The organism is Janthinobacterium sp. GW823-FHT01H08, assembly GCF_058797855.1.
On record NZ_CM179504.1, the window covers coordinates 399,386 to 422,302 of the forward strand.

At 65.4% G+C, this 22,917-nt stretch carries 21 protein-coding genes; 17 read left to right on the forward strand and 4 right to left on the reverse strand.

The window, feature by feature from the left end:
- Positions 1-47 precede the first annotated feature (47 nt).
- The 15 genes from AC3RCG_RS01720 to gabD all read left to right on the forward strand — a co-directional run bounded on the left by AC3RCG_RS01720 (position 48) and on the right by gabD (position 17,237).
- On the forward strand, positions 48-1,208 hold the full coding sequence (locus tag AC3RCG_RS01720; RefSeq protein WP_492402455.1) for a fumarylacetoacetate hydrolase family protein: 1,161 nt from the start codon (positions 48-50) through the stop codon (positions 1,206-1,208).
- A gap of 26 nt (positions 1,209-1,234) precedes the next feature.
- Positions 1,235-2,002, forward strand: coding sequence for a D-xylose 1-dehydrogenase (xylB, locus tag AC3RCG_RS01725; protein ID WP_492402454.1), 768 nt, complete (start codon positions 1,235-1,237; stop codon positions 2,000-2,002).
- A complete protein-coding gene (locus tag AC3RCG_RS01730) occupies positions 1,999-3,786 on the forward strand; it encodes an IlvD/Edd family dehydratase (protein WP_492402453.1) in 1,788 nt (595 codons plus the stop codon). The genes xylB and AC3RCG_RS01730 overlap by 4 nt, the downstream gene beginning before the upstream one ends.
- Before the next feature lie 150 nt (positions 3,787-3,936).
- Positions 3,937-4,911, forward strand: a complete 975-nt coding sequence (gene xylF / locus AC3RCG_RS01735; protein WP_492402559.1) for a D-xylose ABC transporter substrate-binding protein — start codon at positions 3,937-3,939, stop codon at positions 4,909-4,911.
- A gap of 197 nt (positions 4,912-5,108) precedes the next feature.
- Positions 5,109-6,680 carry a D-xylose ABC transporter ATP-binding protein gene (gene xylG / locus AC3RCG_RS01740; protein WP_492402452.1) on the forward strand — a complete coding sequence of 524 codons (1,572 nt, stop codon included), beginning with the start codon at positions 5,109-5,111 and terminating at the stop codon, positions 6,678-6,680.
- On the forward strand, positions 6,677-7,819 hold the full coding sequence (locus AC3RCG_RS01745; protein WP_070218947.1) for a sugar ABC transporter permease: 1,143 nt from the start codon (positions 6,677-6,679) through the stop codon (positions 7,817-7,819). Before xylG ends, AC3RCG_RS01745 begins: the two co-directional genes overlap by 4 nt.
- Positions 7,820-7,851: 32 nt before the next feature.
- A complete protein-coding gene (locus AC3RCG_RS01750; RefSeq protein ID WP_070218948.1) occupies positions 7,852-9,051 on the forward strand; it encodes a XylR family transcriptional regulator in 1,200 nt (399 codons plus the stop codon).
- On the forward strand, positions 9,048-9,815 hold the full coding sequence (locus AC3RCG_RS01755; RefSeq protein ID WP_083287248.1) for an aldose epimerase family protein: 768 nt from the start codon (positions 9,048-9,050) through the stop codon (positions 9,813-9,815). The genes AC3RCG_RS01750 and AC3RCG_RS01755 overlap by 4 nt, the downstream gene beginning before the upstream one ends.
- An 84-nt stretch (positions 9,816-9,899) precedes the next feature.
- Positions 9,900-10,913: a 2-dehydro-3-deoxygalactonokinase gene (locus tag AC3RCG_RS01760; RefSeq protein WP_070218950.1), complete on the forward strand. Its 1,014-nt coding sequence runs from the start codon at positions 9,900-9,902 to the stop codon at positions 10,911-10,913.
- Positions 10,910-12,640, forward strand: coding sequence for an L-arabinonate dehydratase (gene araD, locus AC3RCG_RS01765; protein ID WP_070288884.1), 1,731 nt, complete (start codon positions 10,910-10,912; stop codon positions 12,638-12,640). Before AC3RCG_RS01760 ends, araD begins: the two co-directional genes overlap by 4 nt.
- 14 nt (positions 12,641-12,654) lie before the next feature.
- A complete protein-coding gene (locus tag AC3RCG_RS01770) occupies positions 12,655-13,548 on the forward strand; it encodes an SMP-30/gluconolactonase/LRE family protein (RefSeq protein WP_070218952.1) in 894 nt (297 codons plus the stop codon).
- Positions 13,549-13,561: 13 nt separating this feature from the next.
- Entirely contained in the window at positions 13,562-14,218 is a 657-nt protein-coding gene (locus tag AC3RCG_RS01775) for a bifunctional 2-keto-4-hydroxyglutarate aldolase/2-keto-3-deoxy-6-phosphogluconate aldolase (protein ID WP_070218953.1), read from the forward strand.
- Positions 14,219-14,440: 222 nt separating this feature from the next.
- Complete coding sequence (locus tag AC3RCG_RS01780) at positions 14,441-14,863, forward strand: CoA-binding protein (RefSeq protein ID WP_070288883.1); 423 nt, start codon at positions 14,441-14,443, stop codon at positions 14,861-14,863.
- Positions 14,860-15,702 (forward strand): PPK2 family polyphosphate kinase, encoded by an 843-nt coding sequence (locus AC3RCG_RS01785; RefSeq protein ID WP_121670809.1) that lies wholly within the window; start codon positions 14,860-14,862, stop codon positions 15,700-15,702. Before AC3RCG_RS01780 ends, AC3RCG_RS01785 begins: the two co-directional genes overlap by 4 nt.
- An 80-nt stretch (positions 15,703-15,782) precedes the next feature.
- On the forward strand, positions 15,783-17,237 hold the full coding sequence (gabD, locus tag AC3RCG_RS01790) for an NADP-dependent succinate-semialdehyde dehydrogenase (protein WP_070218955.1): 1,455 nt from the start codon (positions 15,783-15,785) through the stop codon (positions 17,235-17,237).
- Positions 17,238-17,243: 6 nt separating this feature from the next.
- On the opposite strand, the gene AC3RCG_RS01795 is transcribed toward gabD, so the two are convergent.
- Complete coding sequence (locus tag AC3RCG_RS01795) at positions 17,244-18,368, reverse strand: extracellular catalytic domain type 2 short-chain-length polyhydroxyalkanoate depolymerase (protein ID WP_070288882.1); 1,125 nt, start codon at positions 18,366-18,368, stop codon at positions 17,244-17,246.
- Between the two features lie 175 nt (positions 18,369-18,543).
- Here AC3RCG_RS01795 and AC3RCG_RS01800 point away from each other — a divergent pair, with 175 nt between their 5' ends.
- Together AC3RCG_RS01800 and AC3RCG_RS01805 are read left to right on the forward strand one after the other, a co-directional pair.
- The gene (locus tag AC3RCG_RS01800; protein WP_070219106.1) at positions 18,544-19,137 is read left to right on the forward strand and encodes a glutathione peroxidase; all 594 of its coding nucleotides are present in this window, start codon (positions 18,544-18,546) and stop codon (positions 19,135-19,137) included.
- Between the two features lie 116 nt (positions 19,138-19,253).
- The gene (locus tag AC3RCG_RS01805; RefSeq protein WP_070218957.1) at positions 19,254-19,613 is read left to right on the forward strand and encodes a DUF1428 domain-containing protein; all 360 of its coding nucleotides are present in this window, start codon (positions 19,254-19,256) and stop codon (positions 19,611-19,613) included.
- Here AC3RCG_RS01805 and pabB read toward each other — a convergent pair.
- The 3 genes from pabB to AC3RCG_RS01820 all read right to left on the reverse strand — a co-directional run bounded on the left by pabB (position 19,610) and on the right by AC3RCG_RS01820 (position 22,879).
- Positions 19,610-21,445 (reverse strand): aminodeoxychorismate synthase component I, encoded by a 1,836-nt coding sequence (gene pabB / locus AC3RCG_RS01810; RefSeq protein ID WP_492402451.1) that lies wholly within the window; start codon positions 21,443-21,445, stop codon positions 19,610-19,612. The two genes, AC3RCG_RS01805 and pabB, sit on opposite strands and share 4 nt — an antisense overlap.
- A gap of 21 nt (positions 21,446-21,466) precedes the next feature.
- Positions 21,467-22,042, reverse strand: a complete 576-nt coding sequence (gene slmA / locus AC3RCG_RS01815) for a nucleoid occlusion factor SlmA (RefSeq protein WP_070313104.1) — start codon at positions 22,040-22,042, stop codon at positions 21,467-21,469.
- Positions 22,043-22,144: 102 nt separating this feature from the next.
- A complete protein-coding gene (locus AC3RCG_RS01820; protein ID WP_121670813.1) occupies positions 22,145-22,879 on the reverse strand; it encodes a pyrimidine 5'-nucleotidase in 735 nt (244 codons plus the stop codon).
- Positions 22,880-22,917: the final 38 nt, after the last annotated feature.

Below are 22,917 nucleotides of genomic sequence, written 5' to 3' on the forward strand. Positions count from 1 at the left end.
CGGACTTGAAGACCAGCCATCCCGTCACGACCTTTTGAAAGCTTGCCATGCAGCCGATTTCCCCCGCCTCCCTGTTGCCCACCGACCTTGCGCAGGCCCTCCTCATCGGCCGTATCTGGCGCGACGGCCCCTGCGTCGTTGCCGTGCGCGGCGGCGAGGTGGTCGACATCACGCAAACGGTAGCGACGGTGGCCGAGCTGTTCGAACGCAGCGATGCGCTCGATATCGCCCGCCATGCGCCCGGCACTGCGCTCGGCTCCGTGCAGGCGCTGCTGGAGCAGGCGCTGGCCGCGCCGGCCGGCGAGCCTTTGCTGCTGGCGCCGTGCGACCTGCAGGCCGTCAAGGCCTGCGGCGTGACCTTCGCCGTCAGCCTGCTCGAACGGGTGATCGAGGAACAGGCGGGCGGCGACGCGGCGCGCGCGGCAAGCTTGCGCGCCGCGCTGCAAACGACGCTGGGCGGCGACTTGTCCGCATTAAAACCCGGCTCGGAGGCGGCGCAGCGCTTGAAACAGCAGCTGCAACAACGCGGCGCCTGGTCGCAATACATGGAAGTGGGCATCGGCCCCGATGCGGAAGTGTTTACCAAGGCGCAGCCGATGTCGTCGGTGGGCTGCGGCGCGCAGGTGGGCTTGCTGCCATCGTCCGCCTGGAACAACCCGGAGCCCGAGATCGTCCTGGCCGTCAACAGCCGTGGCGAGGTGCTGGGGGCGACCTTGGGCAACGACGTCAACCTGCGCGACATCGAAGGGCGCAGCGCCCTCTTGCTGGGCAAGGCCAAGGATAACAACGGCTCCTGCGCCATCGGCCCCTTCATCCGCCTGTTCGACGAGCACTTCACGCTCGACACCGTACGCCAGGCGGAAGTGTCGCTGCTGATCGAAGGCGCGGACGACGGCTTTGTGCTCGAAGGCGCCAGCTTCATGCGCGAAATCAGCCGCGATCCGCTCGACCTGGTGCGCCAGACGGCAGGCCAGTACCACCAGTATCCGGACGGCTTCATGCTCTTCCTCGGGACCATGTTCTCGCCCGTGAAGGACCGCGGCGCGCAAGGCGGCGGCTTCACGCACCACCTGGGCGACCGCGTGACGATTGCCAGCGCCGCGCTGGGTGCGCTGGTCAACGAAGTGCAGCGCTGCGATGCGATTGCCCCCTGGACGTTCGGCGTGCGCGCGCTGTACCAGAACCTGGCGCAACGCGGTTTGCTTTGATCCGATTTTTTGAAAAGAGAGACACCATGCAGCATGCAACCTATCCCAGCCTGGCTGATAAACGCGTCGTCATCACGGGCGGCGGCACCGGCATCGGCGTGGCCATCGTCGAGGCGTTCGCGCTCCAGGGCGCCCACGTCACCTTCCTCGACATCGCCCGCGAAGCGTCGCTGGCGCTGCAGGAAAAGCTGGCGCACCTGGCGCAGCCGCCCGTTTTCCGCTATTGCGACCTGACGGACCTGGGCGCCCTGGCCGCCACCTTCGCCGAGATCGCACACAGCGCGGGCGCCACGGATATCCTCGTCAACAACGCGGCCAATGACGACCGCCACCAGCTGCAGGACGTCACGCCCGCCTACTGGGACGAGCGCATGGCCGTCAACCTGCGCCACCAGTATTTCTGCGCCCAGGCAGTGGCGCCGGCCATGCGCGCCAAGGGCAGCGGCGTGATCCTCAACCTCGGCTCGATTTCCTGGCACCTGGCGCAGGCGAACCTGTCGATCTACATGACGGCGAAAGCCGGCATCGAAGGGCTGACGCGCGGCCTGGCGCGCGACCTGGGTGCCGACGGCATCCGCGTCAACTGCATCATTCCCGGCGCCGTGCGCACGCCGCGCCAGGAGCGGCTGTGGCATACGCCGGAAGCGGAAGCCGTGATCCTGCAGGGACAATGCCTGCAGCTGCGCGTGGAGCCGGAAGACGTGGCGGCGCTGGCGCTGTTCCTGGCGTCCGACAACGCGGCCAAGTGCGCGGGCCGCGAATACTATGTCGACGCAGGCTGGTACGGCGCATGAGCACCCCAGGCAACCGCCAGGCGCGGCGCTTCCGCTCGCAGGACTGGTTCGACAATCCCGACCACATCGACATGACGGCGCTGTACCTCGAGCGCTTCATGAACTACGGTATCACGGCCGAGGAACTGCGCTCGGGCCGGCCCATCATCGGCATCGCGCAAAGCGGCAGCGATATCAGCCCCTGCAACCGCATCCATCTGGAGCTGGCCCAGCGCGTGCGCGACGGCATCCGCGACGCGGGCGGCATCCCGATGGAATTCCCGCTGCACCCGATCTTCGAGAACTGCCGCCGTCCCACGGCCGCGTTGGACCGCAACCTCGCGTATCTGGGCCTGGTGGAGGTCCTGCATGGCTATCCGATCGACGCCGTGGTGCTGACGACGGGCTGCGACAAGACCACGCCGGCGCAATTGATGGCCGCCGCCACGGTGGACATTCCCGCCATCGTGCTGTCGGGCGGCCCCATGCTCGACGGCTGGATGGACGGCGAACTGGTCGGCTCCGGCGCGGCCATCTGGAAGGGCCGCCGCCAGCTGTCCGCCGGCTTGATCGACAACGACAAATTCCTGCAGATCGCCGCCGCCTCGGCGCCGTCGGCCGGCCACTGCAACACCATGGGCACGGCATCGACGATGAATGCGCTGGCCGAAGCGCTGGGCATGTCGCTGACGGGCTGCTCGGCCATCCCCGCGCCGTACCGCGAACGGGGCCAGATCGCCTATGCAACGGGGTGCCGCATCGTCGGCATGGCGCATGACGACGTGCGCCCGTCGAGCATCCTCACGCGCGAGGCATTTTTGGATGCCATCATCGTCAACGCGGCCATCGGCGGCTCCACCAACGCCCAGCCGCACCTGATGGCCATGGCGCGCCATGCGGGCGTGGCATTGCATTCGAGCGACTGGATGGAACATGGCTACGATGTGCCGCTGCTGTTGAACATGCAGCCGGCCGGGAAGTATCTGGGCGAGCGTTTCCACCGCGCCGGCGGCGTGCCGGCCGTGATGTGGGAGCTGCAGCAGGCGGGCCTGCTGCACGCGGACCGCTTGACGGTCACGGGCCAGAGCATGGCGGCCAACTTGCAGGGCCGCGAGAGCGCGGACCGCGAGATGATCCGCCCGTTTGCCGCGCCGCTGAAGGAAAAGGCCGGTTTCATGGCCTTGCAGGGCAACCTGTTCGATTTTGCCATCATGAAAACCAGCGTGATCTCGCCCGCTTTCCGCGAGCGCTACCTGTCGCGTCCCGGCAGCGAGGGCGTGTTCGAGGCGCGCGCCATCGTCTTTGACGGTTCAAGCGACTATCACGCGCGCATCAATGACCCGGCGCTCAATATCGACGACAGCTGCATGCTGGTCATGCGCGGCGCCGGCCCTGTCGGCTGGCCCGGTTCGGCCGAGGTGGTCAACATGCAGCCGCCCGACGCCTTGCTCAAGGCCGGCATTTTGAACCTGCCGACCCTGGGCGACGGGCGCCAGTCGGGCACCTCGGACAGCCCCTCGATCCTGAACGCGTCGCCGGAAAGCGCCGTGGGCGGCGGCCTGGCGCTGCTGCGCACGGGCGACATCATCCGCGTGGACCTGAACGGGGGCCAGTGCGACATGCTGGTCGATGCGGCTGAACTGGCGCGCCGCGCCCAGGAACTGCCGCCGCCCGTCAACGACAGCGCCACGCCGTGGCAGGAAATCTACCGCGCCAGCGTGGGCCAGCTGGAAACGGGCGCCTGCATGGAGCTGGCCCTGAAATACCGCGCCGTGGGCCAGACCCTGCCGCGCCACAACCATTAGCAGTCGCAGCACGTAGGTCGGGTTAGCGCTTCGCGCGTAACCCGACACCACCACAGACATAAATTTTTTCAGCAGTACCCGCAGTTAAAAAATGTAGCTAAAAAATCCACAAGGAGACACACAATGAACAAGATCATCAGTGCAGCCATCATGACCGCCATGCTGGCATTGAGCAGCAGCGCCGCCCTGGCCGATGCGAAAAACCCGAAGATCGGCTTTTCCATCGACGACTTGCGCGTGGAACGCTGGACGCGCGACCGCGATTTCTTCATCGCCGCCGCCGAAAAGCAGGGCGCCAAGGTCTTCGTGCAGTCGGCCGACGCCAGCGAGCAGCGCCAGATTTCGCAGATCGAAAACCTGATCTCGCGCGGCGTCGATGTGCTGGTGATCGTGCCGTTCAACGCCACTGTGCTCAACAACACCGTCAAGGAAGCGAAAAAGGCCGGCATCAAGGTGTTGTCGTATGACCGCCTGATCCTGAACGCCGATATCGATGCGTATATCTCGTTCGACAACGAGAAAGTGGGAGAGATGCAGGCCGAAGGCGTGACCAAGCTGCAGCCGAAGGGCAATTACTATTTGCTGGGCGGCTCGCCCACCGACAACAACGCCAAGATGCTGCGCGAAGGCCAGATGAAGGTGCTCAAACCGTTCATCGACAAGGGCGATATCAAGATCGTCGGCCAGCAGTGGGTGAAGGACTGGAGCGCCACCGAAGCGCTGTCCATCGTGGAAAACGCGCTGACGGCCAACGGCAACAAGATCGACGCCATCGTCGCCTCGAACGACGGCACGGCCGGCGGCGCCATCCAGGCCCTGGCCGCGCAAAAACTGGCCGGCAGGGTGCCGGTCTCGGGCCAGGACGCCGATCTGGCGGCGGTCAAACGCGTCATCGCCGGCACGCAGTCGATGACCGTCTACAAACCCTTGAAAACCATCGCCGCCGAAGCGGCCAAGCTGGCCGTGCAACTGGCGCGCAATGAAAAGCCCGCCTACAACTCCAGCTATGACAACGGCCTGAAAAAAGTCAGCACGGTGCTGCTCAAACCCACGCCCTTGACCAAGGCGAACGTGAACATTCTCATCGACGACGGTTTCTATACCAAGGCGCAGCTGGGTAATTGATTACCCGCTTGCTGTCGGCTTACGCGCTGCGCGCTAAGCCGACCTACGATTGCCCGCATCGGCCGTTATCCGACAATCGCCGGCTCCGGAAACGCCGGTGGTGGTGTCGGCCGTCCGCATCGACCGTAGGTCGGATTAGCGGCGCCATGGGCGCCGCGTAATCCGACATTTCCCCCGTATCCGCAACGAGAGTGAGCATGTCCGACTATCTGCTTGAAATGAAAGGCATCGTCAAACAGTTTGGCGGTGTCCGCGCGCTCGACGGCATCGACCTGCAGGTGCGGGCCGGCGAGTGCATCGGCTTGTGCGGCGAGAATGGCGCCGGCAAGTCGACCCTGATGAAGGTGCTGTCCGGCGTGTACCCGCACGGCACCTGGGATGGCGAGATCCTGTGGGATGGCCAGCCCCTGCGCGCGCAATCGATCCGCGACACGGAAGACGCGGGCATCATCATCATCCACCAGGAACTGATGCTGGTGCCGCAGCTGTCCGTGGCCGAGAATATCTTCATGGGCCGCGAGCTCACCCTGCCCGGCGGGCGCATGCATTACGCGGCCATGTACAAGCGCGCCGACGAGCTGCTGCGCGAACTGAAAATTCCCGAACTGAACGTAGCGCAACCCGTGATGAATTACGGCGGCGGCCACCAGCAGCTGGTGGAAATCGCCAAGGCGCTCAACAAGAATGCGCGCCTGCTGATCCTCGACGAGCCGTCGTCGTCGCTGACGGCGTCGGAAATCGCCGTGCTGCTCGATATCCTGCGCGCGCTGAAGGCCAAGGGCGTCACCTGCATCTATATTTCGCACAAGCTCGATGAGGTGGCGGCCATCTGCGACACCATCGTCGTCATCCGCGACGGCAAGCATATCGCCACCACGCCGATGGCGCAGATGAACGTCGAGCGCATCATCGCGCAAATGGTGGGCCGCGAAATGAGCCAGCTGTATCCGCAGCGTGCGCAGCCGGCACCTATCGGCGAAGTGCTGTTCGAGGCGCGCCACGTAAGCTGCATCGACGCCGACAACCCGCAGCGCAAGCGGGTCGACGATGTGTCGTTCACCCTGCGAAAGGGCGAGATCCTCGGCATCGCCGGCTTGGTGGGGGCGGGGCGCACGGAGCTCGTCTCTGCCCTGTTCGGCGCCTACCAGGGGCCGTGCCAGGCCGAAGTGTGGCTCGATGGCCGCCGCATCGACACTGCGTCGCCGCAAAAGGCCATCGCCATGGGCCTGGCCATGGTGCCGGAAGACCGCAAGCATCACGGCATCGTGCCGGATCTGGACGTGGGGCAGAACATCACCCTGGCCGTGCTGGAGGAATTTTCGCGCGCCACGCGCATCGATGGCGAGGCGGAATTGACGGCCGTGCGCGGCGAAATCGCGCAGCTGGAACTGAAGGCGGCCAGCCCGTCGCTGTCCATTACCAGCCTGTCGGGCGGCAATCAGCAAAAGGCCGTGCTGGCCAAGATGCTGCTGACGCGCCCGCGCGTGCTGATCCTCGACGAGCCCACGCGCGGCGTGGACGTGGGCGCCAAATATGAAATCTACAAACTGATGCTGGCGCTGGCCGACCGGGGCGTGGCCATCATCATGGTCTCGTCGGAACTGGCCGAAGTGCTGGGCGTATCCGACCGCGTGCTGGTGATGGGCGAAGGCCGCCTGCGCGGCGATTTTATCAACGATGGCCTGAGCCAGGAAACCGTGCTGGCGGCGGCGCTCGACCAGCGCCCGGCGCCCGCCGCCAACACCGCAAACAAGGAACCCGCAGCATGAAACCGCACAGTATCAAACAGCTGTTCACCCAATACAAGATGCTGGCCCTGCTGATCGCCGTGGCGCTGATCTGGGCCTTCTTTTCGTGGAAAACGGAGGGCAGCTTCCTCACGCCGCGCAACCTGTCGAATCTGCTGCGCCAGATGTCCGTCACCGGCATCCTCGCCTGCGGCATGGTGCTGGTGATTATCGCCGGCGAGATCGACCTGTCGATCGGCTCCCTGCTGGGGCTACTGGGAGGCATCGCCGCCGTGCTGGACGTCACGCAGCACTGGCCGCTGGCGCTGAACCTGATGGCGGTGCTGGGCTGCGGCCTGGTGATCGGCCTGCTCAATGGCTACCTGACGGCGTACCGGGGCATCCCGTCCTTCATCGTGGGACTGGGCGGCATGCTCGCGTATCGCGGCATCCTGCTGGGCATCACGGGCGGCATCACGATCGCGCCCGTCTCCGAGCCGATGGTCTACCTGGGACAGGGCTACCTGCCCGCGGTGCCCGGCATCGTGCTGGGCATCGGCCTGTTCCTGCTGGCCGCCTTCCTGACGTGGCGCGCGCGCGCCAGCCGCGCCCAGCATGGCTTGCCGCAGACGGCGCCCTGGGCCGACGGCCTGCGCCTGGCCGTCATCGGCGCCGTGCTGTATGCCTTCGTGCGGACCCTGAACGGCTATGAAGGCATTCCGCTGCCCGTGCTGCTGTTGCTGGCCTTGCTGGGGCTGTTCAGCTACATCACCAGCCAGACCGTGTTCGGCCGCCGCATCTACGCCGTGGGCAGCAATATGGAAGCGACGCGCCTGTCCGGCATCAACGTCAAAGCCGTCAAGCTGTGGATCTTCGGCATCATGGGCCTGATGTGCGCGCTCGCTGGCCTGATCAACACGGGCCGCCTGGCGGCCGGTTCGCCGTCCGCCGGCACCTTCAGCGAACTCGACGCCATTGCCGCCTGCTTCATCGGCGGCACCTCGATGCGCGGCGGCTCGGGCACCGTGTACGGCGCCCTGATCGGCGCGCTGGTCATGGCCAGCCTCGATAACGGCATGTCCATGCTGGACGTGGACACCTACTGGCAGATGATCGTGAAAGGCAGTATCCTCACCCTCGCCGTGTGGGTCGATGTCAGCACGCGAGCCGGACGCAGATAGCCGTGAAACGATCTGGCACGGGAGGAGACACCATGAAGATGCCGACCGCGCACCGGATCGCGCTGCTGTTTAACGGGAATAAGATCTACGACCGCGACATCATCGCGGGCATCGCCGCCTACCTGAACACCACGCGCGTGTCGTGGGACCTGTTCCTGGAAGAGGACTTCCGCTGCCGCCTGCCCGGCATCGAGCGCTGGCAGGGAGACGGCATCATCGCCGATTTCGACGATCCCGCCGTCTGCGCGGCGCTGGCGCACAGCCGCCTGCCCGTGGTGGCCGTGGGCGGCTCGTATGCGCGCGAGGACGATTACCCGGCCGGCATCCCGTACGTGGCGACCGATAATTTCAAGATCGTCAAGCTGGCCTATGAACACCTGGTGGAAGCGGGACTGAGCCGCTTTGCCTGTTTCAGCCTGCCCGAGGCCGATGTCAACCGCTGGGCTCAGGAACGCGAAACGGCATTTTGCGCCCTGATGGAGCGCGACCACATGCGCGCCGACGTGTACCGGGGCGTGGCCACCAGCGCGCCGTCTTGGGACGAGGCGGTGGAGCAGCAGATCGCCTGGCTCAACAGCCTGGAAAAACCCGTCGGCATCATCGCCGTGAGCGACGCGCGTGCGCGCCAGTTGCTGCAAGCGTGCATGCATGCGGGCATCGCCGTGCCGGAGCAAGTGGCCCTGATCGGCATCGACAACGACCCGCTGGCGCGCATGCTCACGCGCATTCCCTTGAGCTCCGTGATCCAGGGCACCGAGGAAATGGGCCGCACGGCCGCGCATTTGCTGCACCAGATGCTCAACGGCGCGCGCCTGTCCGGCACGCGCATCCTCGTGCCGCCGGCGGGCCTGAACGTGCTCGCGTCCACGCGCCACCAGCCCTTCCAGCATCCGCAGGTGATGCAGGCGCGCCACTTCATCCGCCAGTACGCCTGCCAGGGCATCAAGACGGAGCAGGTGGCCGATTACGTGGGCGTGTCGCGCTCCTCGCTCGAAGCGCACTTCCGCCACGAGCTGGGGCGCAGCGTGCACGACGAGATCCTGCATTTCAAGCTCGATGCGGCCAAGACCCTGCTGGCGCGCGGGCCGGGACAGGTGGCCGAGGTGGCCGTGCGTTGCGGCTTTACCACGGTGCAGTACATGCACGCCGTCTTCAAGCGCGAACTCGGCTGCACGCCGCGCGAATTCCAGCAGCGCAGCCGGCCGCCGCCAGCGCCCGGGCAGGCGCCATGATGCATCTGCTGCGCAATGCGCGCGGCATGCGCGTGGCCATCGACGCGCACGATGCCAGCGTGCGGGCCTGGTGGGCGCCCGACCGTTATGGCCGCCTGGCCGACGTGCTGGGCGCGGCACCCTCTGCGGCGCACGCGTCCACGGGCTGGCGGTGCGACCCGCCGGACGACGGCCGCTTGCTGCTGCGCCTGGCGCAGGACGGCCTGTCGGTGCGACTGGCCTACCGGCTTGACGACGATGGCAGCTTGCACCTCGACTGCGCCGCCACGGCCGATGCGGTTTCCCGTTTTGCGCTTGCCGCGCCCCGCTTCAATCTGCAGGGCGGCCGCGCTGCAGTGGGAGACCATGTGCTGCGTCTGGCAGCGGACCGCTACTGGCCTGGCGGCCACTCTTGCAGCGCTCCGCTCGACGTGGCGGGCAGCGCGTTTGACTTCCGCCAGCCGGCACCGCTTGCTTCACGCCTGGCCTGGCCTGCGCTGGCGCAATCGGCGGGATTCCGGCATGACTTTTACTGGACGGGCAGCGGCCAGCTGCGCGAGGCGGCGCGGGTTGCCGACCCCGCTTCCGGCCGCGTCCTGCGTTTTTCCAGCACCCAGGACAGCTGTCATCTGTATTCCGATGCGCGCTGTTTTTCCCTGCTGGCGCAGGGCGTGCAATTGCAGCCGGGACAGGTGAGGCGGTTCCAGCTCGCCTACCGTTTGGGCGTGCAGGATATCGATGCGTTTGACATATCCGAACCGGTATCAATGATGTCAAATAAGTGATTGGTCAGATATGCGGGGCAGTTCTACCATGGGGTAGTTTTTCCCTCATTTATTTTTGCCCTTACCGACGCTGCCAACCTGCCCATGAACATACTCACCATCGATGCCGGCACCACCAATACGCGTACCTTGCTGTGGCGCGGCGGCGCCGTCGTCGCCCAGGCGCAGCTGGAAACGGGCGTGCGCAATACCGCCATCGATGGCCATAACGGCGCGCTGAAACAGGCGCTGCGCGACACCATCGCCAGCGTGCTGGCCAGCGCCGGCATCGCGCCGTCGGCCGTGGACCTGGCGCTCGCTTCGGGCATGATCAGTTCGCCCATGGGTGTGCAGGAAGTGCCGCATCTGCCGGCGCCTGCCGGCCTGGCCCAGCTGGCGCAAGGCATGCAGGCGGTGGACTTGCCCGACGTGCTGGCGCAGCCCCTGTGGTTGATTCCCGGCGTGCGCAACCAGCATGGCGCCGTCGGCCTGCATAACGTCGAAGCGATGGACATGATGCGCGGCGAAGAGACGGAAGTCGTCGCGCTGCTCGAGCGCCTGCAGTTGCGCGGCGCGGCGACCCTGATCATGCCCGGCTCGCATACCAAATTGATCAGCGTGGACGAGCAGCGCCGCATCCTCGGCTGCAGCACCACCATCGCCGGGGAATTGCTGCAGGCGATCACGCAGCACACCTTGATCAAGCAATCGGTCGATGGCGGTTTTGCCCAGACCCTGGTGCCGAAAATGCTGCTGGCCGGCGCGGCCGCGGCGCAAAAAACGGGGCTGGCGCGCGCCTGCTTCAGCGTGCGCACCCTGGGCCAGTTCAGCGCCATCGAATGCAATGAGCGGGCCAATTTCCTGATGGGTGCCGTCCTCAGCGGCGACCTGCTGGCGCTGCGCAACAGCACCGCCATCCAGATGCGGCCCGATACGCCGCTCGTCATTACGGGCAAGCCCATGCTGCGCCAGGCGCTCGGCTTGCTGATCGAAGAACACGGATTTTTTTATGGCAAGCGCATCATCGTCGACGACCAGCAGCAAGACTATCTGGCCGGTCACGGTGCGCTGCTGATCGCCGCCGCGCGCGGCTTGATTTCCCCGCAGGAGACAGTATGAGCAGCAACAAGAACAAGCGTCCCTTGCGTTCGCAAGCGTGGTTTGGCGGCGACGACAAGGACAGTTTCATTCACCGCAGCTGGATGAAGAACCAGGGCTATCCCGGCGACGCTTTCGATGGCCGTCCCGTCATCGGCATCTGCAATACCTGGTCCGAACTGACGCCCTGCAATGGCCATTTCCGCGACCTGGCCGAGATGGTCAAGCGCGGCGTGCTCGAAGCGGGCGGCTTTCCCGTCGAATTTCCCGTCATGTCGCTGGGCGAGACGAATCTGCGCCCGACGGCCATGCTGTTCCGTAACCTGGCCAGCATGGATGTGGAAGAATCGATCCGCGCCAACCCCATCGACGGCGTGGTGCTGCTGACGGGCTGCGACAAGACCACTCCCGCGCTGCTGATGGGCGCGGCCAGCGTGGACTTGCCCACCATCGTGCTGTCTGGCGGCCCCATGCTGAACGGGAATTACCGGGGCAAGCCGATCGGCTCGGGCACGGACGTGTGGAAGTTTTCCGAAGACGTGCGCGCCGGGCGCATGACCTCAAACGAATTCAAGCAGGCCGAATCGTGCATGTCGCGCTCCGCCGGCCACTGCATGACCATGGGCACGGCATCGACCATGGCCAGCATGGTCGAAGCGCTGGGCGTGACCCTGCCCGGCAACGCGGCCATTCCCGCCGTCGATGCGCGCCGCAAGCTGCAGGCGCAGCTGACGGGCCGGCGCATCGTCGACATGGTGCATGAAGACCTGAAACTGTCGCAGATCCTCACGCGCGAAGCGTTTGAAAACGCCATCATGGTCAACGGCGCCATCGGCGGCTCGACCAATGCCGTGATCCACCTGCTGGCCATTGCCGGGCGCATCGGCGTGGACATGCGCCTGGGCGACTGGGACCGCCTGGGCCGCGACATTCCCTGTTTGCTCAACCTGATGCCGTCGGGCCAGTACCTGATGGAAGATTTTTATTATGCGGGCGGCCTGCCCGTGATCATCCGCGACTTGCTGGGCAAATTGCATGGCGGGGCGCTCACCGTCACGGGCGCCAGCATGGCCGTCAACGTGGCCGAGGCGGAAAATTTCAATCCCGAAGTGATCACGCCGCTGGCGCAGCCATTCAAGGACGAAGGCGGCATCGCCGTCCTGCAGGGCAACCTGGCCCCGCGCGGGGCCGTCATCAAGCCCTCGGCCGCGTCGCCCGAGCTGATGCAGCACCGTGGCCGCGCCGTCGTCTTCAACAGCATCGAGCATTACAAAAAGCGCGTCGACGATCCCGCGCTCGATATCGATGCCAGCTGCGTGATGGTGCTGCAAAATTGCGGCCCGCAGGGCTACCCTGGCATGGCCGAGGTGGGCAATATGGGATTGCCGAAAAAACTGCTGGAGCAGGGCGTGCGCGACATGGTGCGCATCTCGGACGCGCGCATGAGCGGCACGGCCTACGGCACGGTGGTGCTGCACGTGGCGCCGGAAGCGGCCGTGGGCGGGCCGCTGGCGCTGGTGCGCGACGGCGACATGATCGAACTGGACGTGGCGGGACGGCGCTTGCACCTGGACGTCGACGAGGCCGAGCTGGCGCGCCGGCGCGCAGAATGGCGCGCCCCCGAGCCGGCCATGAAGGGCGGCTACCAGTCCATGTACATCAAGCACGTGACGCAGGCCGACGAAGGCGCGGATCTGGACTTCCTCGTCGGCTGCCGTGGTTCGGCAGTACCACGCGAATCTCACTGAAAGAAGGAATAGACATGGGGACACAGGCCCAATTACTGGTCGATGCGCAGAATTTCCTGGGCGAGGGTGTGCGCTGGTGCGAACGCAGCGGCCGCGTTTTCTGGACGAATATCGAAGGCTGCCAGCTGCATGCGCTGGTGCTGGCCACGGGGGAGCGCCAGCGCTGGGACATGCCCGAGCGCCTGGCCTGTTTCGCGCTGACGGACCGCGACGACATCCTGTTGCTGGGACTGGCCTCGCGCCTGGCGTGGTTTGACGCGTGCAGCGGGGCCGTCACGCCCTTGCATACGGTGGAGGGCGACCTGCCCATGACGCGCCTGAACGATGGCCGCTGCGACCGCCAGGGACGCTTTGTCTTCGGCACGCTCGATGAGCGCCCGTGCCGCGATGCGATCGCCAGCTTCTACCGCCTCAACCTGGACTTGAGCCTGGAACGGCTGCCGCTGCCGCAGATCGCCATCTCGAACAGCATCTGCTTCAGCGTCGATGGCACGGCCATGTATTTTTGCGATTCGATGAAGAAGGCGATCTACCGCTGGGATGATTACCTGGGCGGCGACGCCAGCCGGGTACGTGTGTTTGCCGTGCTCGATCCGGGGCCGGGCGCCGCCGACGGCGCCACCATCGATGCGGATGACCACTTGTGGAGCGCGCAGTGGGGCGCGGGCAGGGTCTTGCGCTTCGCGCCGGACGGCAGCGTCGAACGGGCGATAGCCTTGCCCGTCTCGCAGCCCAGCTGCGTCAGCCTGGGCGGCCCGCATTACGATGAATTGTTCGTCACGACGGCGCAGGAAAGCTTGACCCCGGTCCAGCTGGCGGGCGAACCGCTGGCCGGCGGATTGTTTCATGCGCGCCAGGTGGGCGTGCGCGGTTTGCCGGAAGTGCGCTTTGGCGCCCTGCCGGCCTGACAGGAGAGAGCCGATGCAAAAGCACATGGTTTTCAATGGCATCCTCGGGCGGGGCATGGTCGGCATCGTGCGCGCCAATTCGGCGCAGGCGGCCGTGCAGATCGCCGAGGCGTGCATCGCCGGCGGCATCACGGCGCTGGAAGTGGCGTTCACCACGCCCGATACCCTGGGCGTGCTGCGCACCTTGCGCGAACGCCATGGTCCTGACGTGCTGCTGGGCGCGGGCACGGTGCTCGATACGGAGACGGCGCGCGCCGCCATCCTGGCCGGCGCGCAGTTCATCATCTCGCCCGGCGTGAACGTGGAGACGATTACGCTGTGCCAGCGCTACCAGGTGCTGTCCATGCCGGGGGCGATGACGCCGACGGAGATCGTCACGGCCCTGCAGGCGGGCGCCGACATCGTCAAGGTCTTCCCCGCCGAGATGTTCGGCCCCGCCTATATCAAGGCCCTGCGCGCCCCGTTGCCGCAAGCGCCGCTGATGCCGACGGGCGGCGTGACGGTGGAGAACCTGCCGGAATGGTTTGCCAGCGGCGCCGTGGCCGTGGGCATCGGCAGCAGCCTCAGTGGCCCGGGCGCCACGGGAGATTACGCGGCCGTGACGGCGCGCGCGCAAGCTTTCGTGGCGCAGATGGCGGCCGTGCGTATGGCTAAGAGCCTATCCCAGTAGATGAATACATCCCCTGCTGACGCCCCTCAGGAGCGGGGACTGCGTTGATCGTCGTCGCGTGGCTCGCCACGCGTCCTCCTCACGCCTTGTCCGCGCTCCTGATGCGTTGCCAGCAGAAGACGCTCCCTACCGGGATAGGCTCTAAGTCTTCTGGCTAGCTCCCGGCGGGACGGGAATCTGCTACGCTAGGCGGGCAATGTCGCACGCCTCATAGACCAGAATATGCCCAACATCGCCCGCATCCTGCAAGACAGCCGCATCATCGCCATCGTCGGCATGTCCGACAAGCCTGAACGCGCCAGCCACGAAGTGGCCGATTACCTGCTGCGGCAGGGCTACCGCGTGTTGCCCGTCAATCCGGCCCTGGCCGGGCGCGACGTGCTGGGCCAGCGCGCCTATGCCACCCTGGCGCAGGCCGCGGCGGCTGTCGCGCCGGCGCGCATCGACATCGTCGACTGCTTCCGCAAGCCGGCAGATATCCTGCCCATCGCCGAGGAAGCCATCGCCGTCAAGGCGGGCTGCCTGTGGCTGCAGCTCGACGTCATCAATGAGGAGGCGGCGCAGCTGGCGCGGGCGGCGGGCCTGGACGTGGTGATGGACCATTGCACAAAAATCGAGCACCGCAAGCTGGCGGTGGCGGCATGAAGGCGCGCACGCAATTCCGGGCCGGCAAAGGTTTTGATCTGAACGAGGAATTCGCCGGCAAGCGCCTGCTGGGCGCGGCCACCAAGGCGGCCAACAAGAAGCTGACCCCAGCCCAGTGCAAGGCCCTGGACCGCGAGGAAACCGTGGCGTTGACGGCGCAGATCGCCGAGTGCCAGAGCATGCTGTACGCGCAGCACAAAAAGAAGGTGCTGCTGGTCCTGCAGGGCATGGATACCTCGGGCAAGGATGGCACGGTGAAGGCCATCTTCAGCAATATCAACCCGATGGGCATCCGCGCCGTGGCGTTCAAGGGCCCCACCGATATCGAACTGGCGCACGATTACCTGTGGCGCGTGCATCAGCACGTGCCGGTGAAGGGCGAGATCGCCATCTTCAACCGCAGCCATTACGAGGATGTGCTGATCACGCGCGTGCAGGACATGATCGACAAGGCCGAATGCCAGCGCCGCTACGCGCAGATCCGCGATTTCGAGCGCATGCTGAGCGAGACGGGCACCGTCATCCTGAAAGTCTTCCTGCATATTTCGAAAGACGAGCAGCGGGGACGGCTGCAGGAGCGGCTCGACGATCCCGACCGCCAGTGGAAGTTCGATCCCAACGATATCGCCCAGCGCAAGAAGTGGGATGGCTACCAGCGCGCCTATGAAACGGCGATCCGCGAGACCGATGCCGATCACGCGCCGTGGTACGTCGTGCCATCGAATTCCAAAACGCAGCGCAACCTGGTGGTGGCCTCGCTACTGCTGGAAACGCTGCAGGCCATGAAACTCGAATACCCGGCGCCGGACCCGAAACTGTCGTCTTTCAAGGTCGAGTAGTTCCGCCCATCGCCTGCGGAATCGGCCGCGCTGTGGCATAGTATCCCTCGTCGATAATTCAAACCAGACCGGAGATCCATATGCTGCAGTTGAAAGATCCTACCTTGTTGCGTCACCAGGCTTACGTGAATGGAGCCTGGGCGGATGCCGATGGTGGCCAGACGATTAATGTGAGCAATCCCGCCACCGGCGAGCATATCGGCACGGTGCCCCTGATGGGCGCGGCCGAGACGCGCCGCGCCATCGAGGCGGCCAATGCCGCCTGGCCCGCCTGGCGCAAGAAGACGGCCAAGGAGCGCGCGGCCGTGCTGCGCCGCTGGCATGACCTGATCCTGGAAAACGCCGACGACCTGGCGCTGATCATGACCACCGAGCAGGGCAAGCCCTTGCCGGAAGCGAAGGGCGAAGTGCAGTTCGGCGCCTCGTTCATCGAGTGGTTTGCCGAAGAAGGCAAGCGCGTTGCAGGCGATACCCTGCAATCGCCGTGGCCCGACCGCCGCCTGGTCATCACCAAGGAGCCGATCGGCGTGTGCGCCGCCATCACGCCGTGGAATTTCCCTGCTGCCATGATCACGCGCAAGGTCGGCCCGGCCCTGGCCGCCGGCTGCCCGATGGTCCTCAAACCGGCCGAGGCAACGCCGTTTTCCGCGCTGGCGTTGGCCGTGCTGGCCGAGCGCGCGGGCGTGCCGGCGGGCGTGTTCAGCATCGTCACGGGCGCGCCGAAAGACATCGGCGGCGAAATGACATCGAACCCCATCGTGCGCAAGCTGACGTTTACGGGCTCGACCCAGGTGGGCCGTTTGCTGGCGGAACAGTGCGCGCCGACGATCAAGAAACTGTCGCTGGAACTGGGCGGCAATGCGCCGTTCATCGTCTTCGACGACGCCGACCTGGATGCGGCCGTGGAAGGCGCCATCGCCTCGAAATACCGCAACGCGGGCCAGACCTGCGTGTGCGCCAACCGCCTGTACGTGCAGGACAGCGTGTATGACGCGTTTGCCGACAAGCTGGTGGCTGCTGTGGCCAAGCTGAAAGTCGGCAATGGCATCGAGGCGGGCGTCACGCAAGGCCCGCTGATCGATGCGAAGGCCGTCGCCAAGGTGGAAGAGCACGTGGCCGACGCGCTGGGCAAGGGCGGCCGCCTGCTGGCCGGCGGCAAGCGCCATGCGCTGGGCAACGGCTTCTTCGAGCCGACCATCATCGCCGACGTGACGAACGACATGCGCGTGGCCACCGAGGAAACCTTCGGCCCGCTGGCGCCCCTGTTCCGCTTCAAGACGGACGATGAAGTCATCGCCCTGGCCAACAACACGGAATTCGGCCTGGCCGCCTACTTCTATTCGCGCGACATCGGCCGCATCTGGCGCGTGGCAGAAGGCCTGGAAACGGGCATGGTCGGCGTCAACACGGGCCTGATCTCGAACGAGATCGCCCCCTTCGGCGGCGTCAAGCAATCGGGCCTGGGCCGTGAAGGATCGACCTACGGTATCGAAGACTACCTCGTGATCAAGTACATCTGCATGGGCGGCATCTAAGGCCGCTTAACGCGAGCCGCGGCGCGCGGCGAGGCGGTCCAGCATGCCCTTGACCGCTTCCATCTGCGTGCCGCTCTTGCGGTAGAAATCCGGGTCGATCGGGTTGATGCTGGTGTAGCCCCAGAAATCCCAGCAGCCTTTCGGGTTGTACGGATAGACGGGGCTCGGTTCGGCCTGCGGATACAGCACGATGATCTTGTTGGCGTCCGCCACCTGGTTGTAGCCGGTGCTGGTATAGAAACGGTCGCCGATCGCCTGCGTCGTTTGCAGGCAGCCGTGGAACACCACGTGCACGCGGCAGCTCTCGCTGTCGCACGCTTTCGGGATGTAGGCGTAGCCCGTATTGTTCATGCTCGAATACGCGTTCTGGATGAAGCTGCGCTGGTTGAAGGCGATCAGCTTGCCCGTCAGGGTGGTCGACGACGGTTGCAGGTCCGGGTACAGGTGCTGCAGGATGTCGCGCGCCTGGACGTAGTCGCAGTCGTTGATGAACGGCGACTCCGTCACGGCGCACGGCTTGTCCTGATTGCTGTCGGTCAAAATGGCGTGGCCCGCGCCTAGCGTGTCGACGAAGCGGATCTGCGCCGCCGGCGTGCCTGCCAGTTGATAGAATTTCCCCACCTGTTCCACCACCGGCCGCGTCACGGTCTGGTCTTTCGTTCCGCTGAACAGATACACGCGCTGGCGTTTCAGGTTGGCCGTGTCATCGATGAGACGTTCGCGCGCAAAATCGTTCGCCGCGCGCAGCAATTCGCTGGCGACGGGCGGCGCCACTTGCGCGCTGCCCGGATTCATGCAAGTGGTCAGGGCATTCGTCAGGTAGGGAATATACGGGAAGCGGCCCGGCTGGCCCGAGCAGAAATACGGGCCGCCCGCGATGATGCCGGCGCCGGCGACGGTGGCCGAGTAGGCGACGGCAAACTGCGCCGCCATGAAGCCGCCCGAGGACAGGCCGGACACGGTGGTCTGGCTCAGATCGGCCTGGTAGGCGGGCAGGGCGGGGGCGTCCTTGGTTGCGGCGGGCTTGGCGGCTTTGGCCGTCGTGGCGGCGTGCGTGCTGGCTGGCGCCAGGATGAGCAGGCTGGCGGCCAGCAGGGCGGTGGGTAATGCGGTCAGGTGAGGGAAGGGCATGGCAACTCCACAAGGCAGGGACAGGAAGGCCGAGCATAGGTAAAAAAACTGTGCGCTGGGCAAGTACTGCACCGTCGTTGATGTCGCTCAAGCTATCGCTGTTGTTGTCCGTCTTGTACGCGCGCGCGGCGTTTGACATAGAATGGTTTTTTTCCGTTCAACCATGGTGCCCCTCATGTCCAAGACCCTTGCCCAGCTGTTTGCGCTTACCACCCTTGCCGCCGGCGCCAGCCTGGCCATGCCGGCCCATGCCGCCGAAACCGCGCCAGCTGCCATAGCTCCGGCCGCCTGCCCCGCCATCCTCAAGCAGACCTTCAACCGCCTGCAGGATGAAGCGCCGCAAAACCTGTGCCAGTACGCAGGCAAGGTCGTGCTGGTCGTCAATACGGCCAGTTATTGCGGTTTTACCAATCAATATGAAGGTCTCGAGGCGCTGTACGCCAAGTACGGCAGCAAGGGCCTGGTGGTGCTGGGTTTCCCGTCGAACGATTTCGGCAAGCAGGAGCCGGGCAACAGCAAGGAAATCGCCGATTTCTGCTACAACACCTATGGCGTGAAGTTCCCCATGTTTTCGAAGTCCGTCGTCTCCGGCCCCAATCCGAACCCGCTGTATGTGGACCTGATCAAGCAGACGGGCAAGACCCCGGCCTGGAATTTCCACAAATACCTGATCGACCGCCACGGTAAAGTGGTGGAAAGCTTCCCCAGCAAGGTGACGCCGGACGACAAGAAACTCGTTGGCGCGGTGGAAAAAGCGCTGGCGATGTAAATTGCAGATACACAAGCAGGCTTGAACGCCTGCTTTTTTTTTAATGCCGTGCTTGTCGTCTTGCCATCATTATCCTAAGCTGGTTGTTCGCGTTTGTCACAACAAAGGAGATCATCATGGCATATGTCGATGGATTTGTGGTGCCCGTACCGAAAGCCAAGCTCGATGCTTATCTGGCCATGTCGCGCAGTTGCGGCGCCGTCTGGCGCGAATATGGCGCGCTGGAATTTCGCGAGTGCGTGGGTGACGATGTCAAGCCGGGCAAGCTGACTTCGTTCCCGCAGGCGGTGGACTTGCAGGATGGCGAAGTGGTGGTGTTTTCATGGATTGTGTATGAGTCGCGCGCCAAGCGCGATGAAATCAACGACAAGGTCATGAAAGACCCGCGCCTGGCCGAGATGATGGACCCGGCCAAGCTGCCGTTCGATGGCAAGCGGATGATCTACGGCGGTTACGAGATGCGTGTCGATCTTTAAATAAGAGCAGCCGGCAGCGCCCCGCGCAGCGCATTGCACACGACGATCGCCTCGGCCCGCGCCAGCATGGCCCGCGTGATGATGGTTTCCTGCGCGTTCCAGGCGGGATCGGCCAGCATGGCTGCGCGCTGCACGCCGGGCAGCAGGCCGCAGGACAGGGGCGGCGTGTGCCAGCGGCCATCGAGCAGGACGAAGACATTGCTGCGCCCGCCCTCCGTCAGCTCGCCCCGCTCGTTAAAGAACAGCATGTCGAAGGCGCCTTGCGCCTCGGCCGCGCGCCACGCTGCGTCATAGCGCGCGCGCACGCTGCTCTTGTGGCGCAGGAACAGGTCGTCGGCATTCGTGGCCTCGGGCGCCAGCAGGATGTTGACCGTCTCCGGCAAGGGCGACAGGGCGCCGCTTTGCGTCGTAAACTGGCCGTCCTGGCGCAGCGCCAGGCGCAGGCGGAAGGGCGCATCGTCGGGGCGCGCGGCGCAGGCGGCCTGCAGCGCGGCGCGGGCCGCGTCCGCATCCCAGGCAAAACCGAAGTAGGCGCAGGAGGCGGCCAGGCGCGCCAGGTGGCGCTCCTGCTGGCGGCAGCCGCCGGCGCGGCTCGCGTGCAGGGTCTCGAACAGTTCGAAGTCATTGGTCAGCCCCGTCAGGAAGCGGGCCTTGAGCTGGCATTCCGCAAATTCCTCGTGCGGGTCGCTGTCCAAGACGATGCCGGCGCCCACGCCCATCTCGCCACGCCGCAGGCCGTCAGGGCCCGCCGGCTGCAAGGCCAGGGTGCGTATCGGCACGGACATGCAGAAGTCACCCACCGGGTGGGCCGCGCCGATGGCCGGCGGATCGAACCAGCCGATGGCGCCCGTGTAGATGCCGCGCGGCGCCGGTTCCAGTTCGGCGATGATCTCCATGGTGCGGCGTTTGGGCGCGCCCGTGATGGAACCGCACGGATACAAGGCCTGGAAGATGTCGGCCAGGCTGGCGTCGTCGCGCAAACGCGCCTGCACGGTGGACGTCATCTGCAGCACGCTGCTGTAGCGCGTCACCTGGAACAGGGCGGGCACCTTGACGGAGCCCGTGGCGGCGATGCGGCCGATGTCGTTGCGCAGCAGGTCGACGATCATCAGGTTTTCCGCGCGGTTTTTCGGATCATTGGCCAGGGCGGCGGCGCGGCGCGCGTTTTCGTCCGTTTGTTCAGGCGGGGCCGCCGGCGCCGTGCCTTTCATCGGGCGCGCCGTCAGCTCGCCCTGCGCATGGCGCACGAACAGTTCCGGCGACAGCGACAGCAGGGCGCCGCCATCGGGCAGCATCACCAGCGCGCCATACGGCACGGGCTGGCGTTCCCGCAGCCGTGCATACAGGGCCAGGGGCGAGCCGAAGGCGTCGAAGCGCAAGCGATACGTGTAATTGACCTGATAGGTGTCGCCGGCCACGATGTAGTCGTGGATGCGCCCCAGCGCGCGCGTGAATTCGGCCTGATCCACGTTGGCGCGGATGCCGGCGATGCCGGCCGGCGTTTGCGCCGCCGGCGTACGAGCGGCCAGCCACTGCAGCACCTCGTCCTGCGACAGCTGGGTGCAATGTTCGAAGACGAGCACCTGCGCCAGCGGCGGTGCGCCGGGATCCGCCGCGCGCGGCGGCATGGCCAGCAAGTGCGCGCCCAGCTCGTAGCTGCACACGCTGACGGCATACTGGCCGCGTTCCAAGGCCGCTTGCAGCCCTTCGAGCAGGGCCGGCCACTGTTCCCCCTCGCTGCACCGCAAGACCGCCGTCAGGCCCGTGTACAGGCGCGATGCGGCGCCGGGCGTGCTGGCGTCGTCGAGCAGGGCGAAACAGTCGGTATGCATGGGGACAGCCGCGGCGGTGACTTACCCCAGCAGCATGGCGATTTGCAGCGCCGCTTCCTGGGAGGGATTGATCTTGAAGCCGCTCTTGGCGTAGCGGTGCCAGCGTCCGATGACGAAGCTGACGATCAGGGTGGCGCGCGCCGCCACTTCGCTTTCCTTGCCATGGCCTTCGGCGGCGGCCACGCGCAAGGCCTGCTTGAGCGCCAGCTCCACGCGGTCGTAGAACTGGTTCATGCGCACTTGCAGGCGCTCGTCCTCATTGACCAGCGCATCGCCGATCAGCACGCGCGTCATGCCCGGATTGCTGATGGCGAAATTGAGCAGCATGCCGATGATGTCGCGCGTCTGCGTCATCCCGTCGCTGTGCTTTTCCGCGATCTGGTTGATCAGGCCGAAGACGCTCGACTCGATGAATTCGATCAACCCTTCGAACATTTGCGCCTTGCTGGCGAAATGGCGGTACAGGGCCGCTTCCGAGACGGCCAGTCTGGCCGCCAGTGCGGCGGTGGTGATCTTTTCGCCTTTCGGCTGCTCCAGCATTGCGGCGAGGGCCTGAAGAATTTGTAGCCTGCGTTGGCCCGGCGGTGTGCTTGCCATATTTTCTCTTGTCGTTAAAAAAAATGCTGCCTTGATGGGGAAGTCCGTCACCGCCGCTAGCGGTGCGGCTTCCGGCGTCAGCCGGAAGTCCAGGAGTCCCCTTCAACGCAGACGGTGAAGGCGGCGTGCCAAATGCCGGACAGATTTTACTTTGACATCGACGTAAGCGGGGCGATTTAACGCCTTGGGCAACTTCGCCACGCCGATCGGGTCGGCCATTTTCAGGTATTGCGTGACCCAGGCCGTGCGCAGGCCCAGTCTTTTTGCGCCCTTCAGGTTGGCGAGGGTGTCTTCCACCAGGATGCAGCGGCCAGGGCGGATCTGGTGCTTGCGCATCAGTTTGCGCAGCATCAGCGTCGATGGCTTGGGCCGCAGCTGGCGGTGCACCTGCATCGCCTCGATGGCGACGTGGTGTGAAAAGTGCCGGCGCAGTCCCAGGTGGCGCATCACGTCGCTCGAATAGCGCAGCGGCGCGTTGGTGAGTAAAATTTTACGGCCAGGCAGGCGTTTGAGTAAAGCCCCCAGTCCCCGCTCGGCGCGTATCATGGCGCGCAAATCGTCGAAGGCGTGCGTCTCGTGCAAAAAATGCGCGGCCTGCACCTGATGGTGCTTGACCATGCCCAGCAAGGTGGCGCCATAGCGGCGCCAGTAGGCCGCGCGCGCCGCATTGACGATGGCGTCGTCGGCCGGCGTCACGCCGTCGCCCAGCACCCGGGCAATATACGTGTTCATATTGGCCGTGATGGTGGGGAAGATGGCGTGCGAGGCATTGTGCAGCGTGTTGTCGAGGTCAAACAGCCAGACCGGCGACGAGCGGTTAAGATGGGACACAGGCACGAGAGTCTTTGCTAGCGAGAGAAGATGAAAAATTCAAC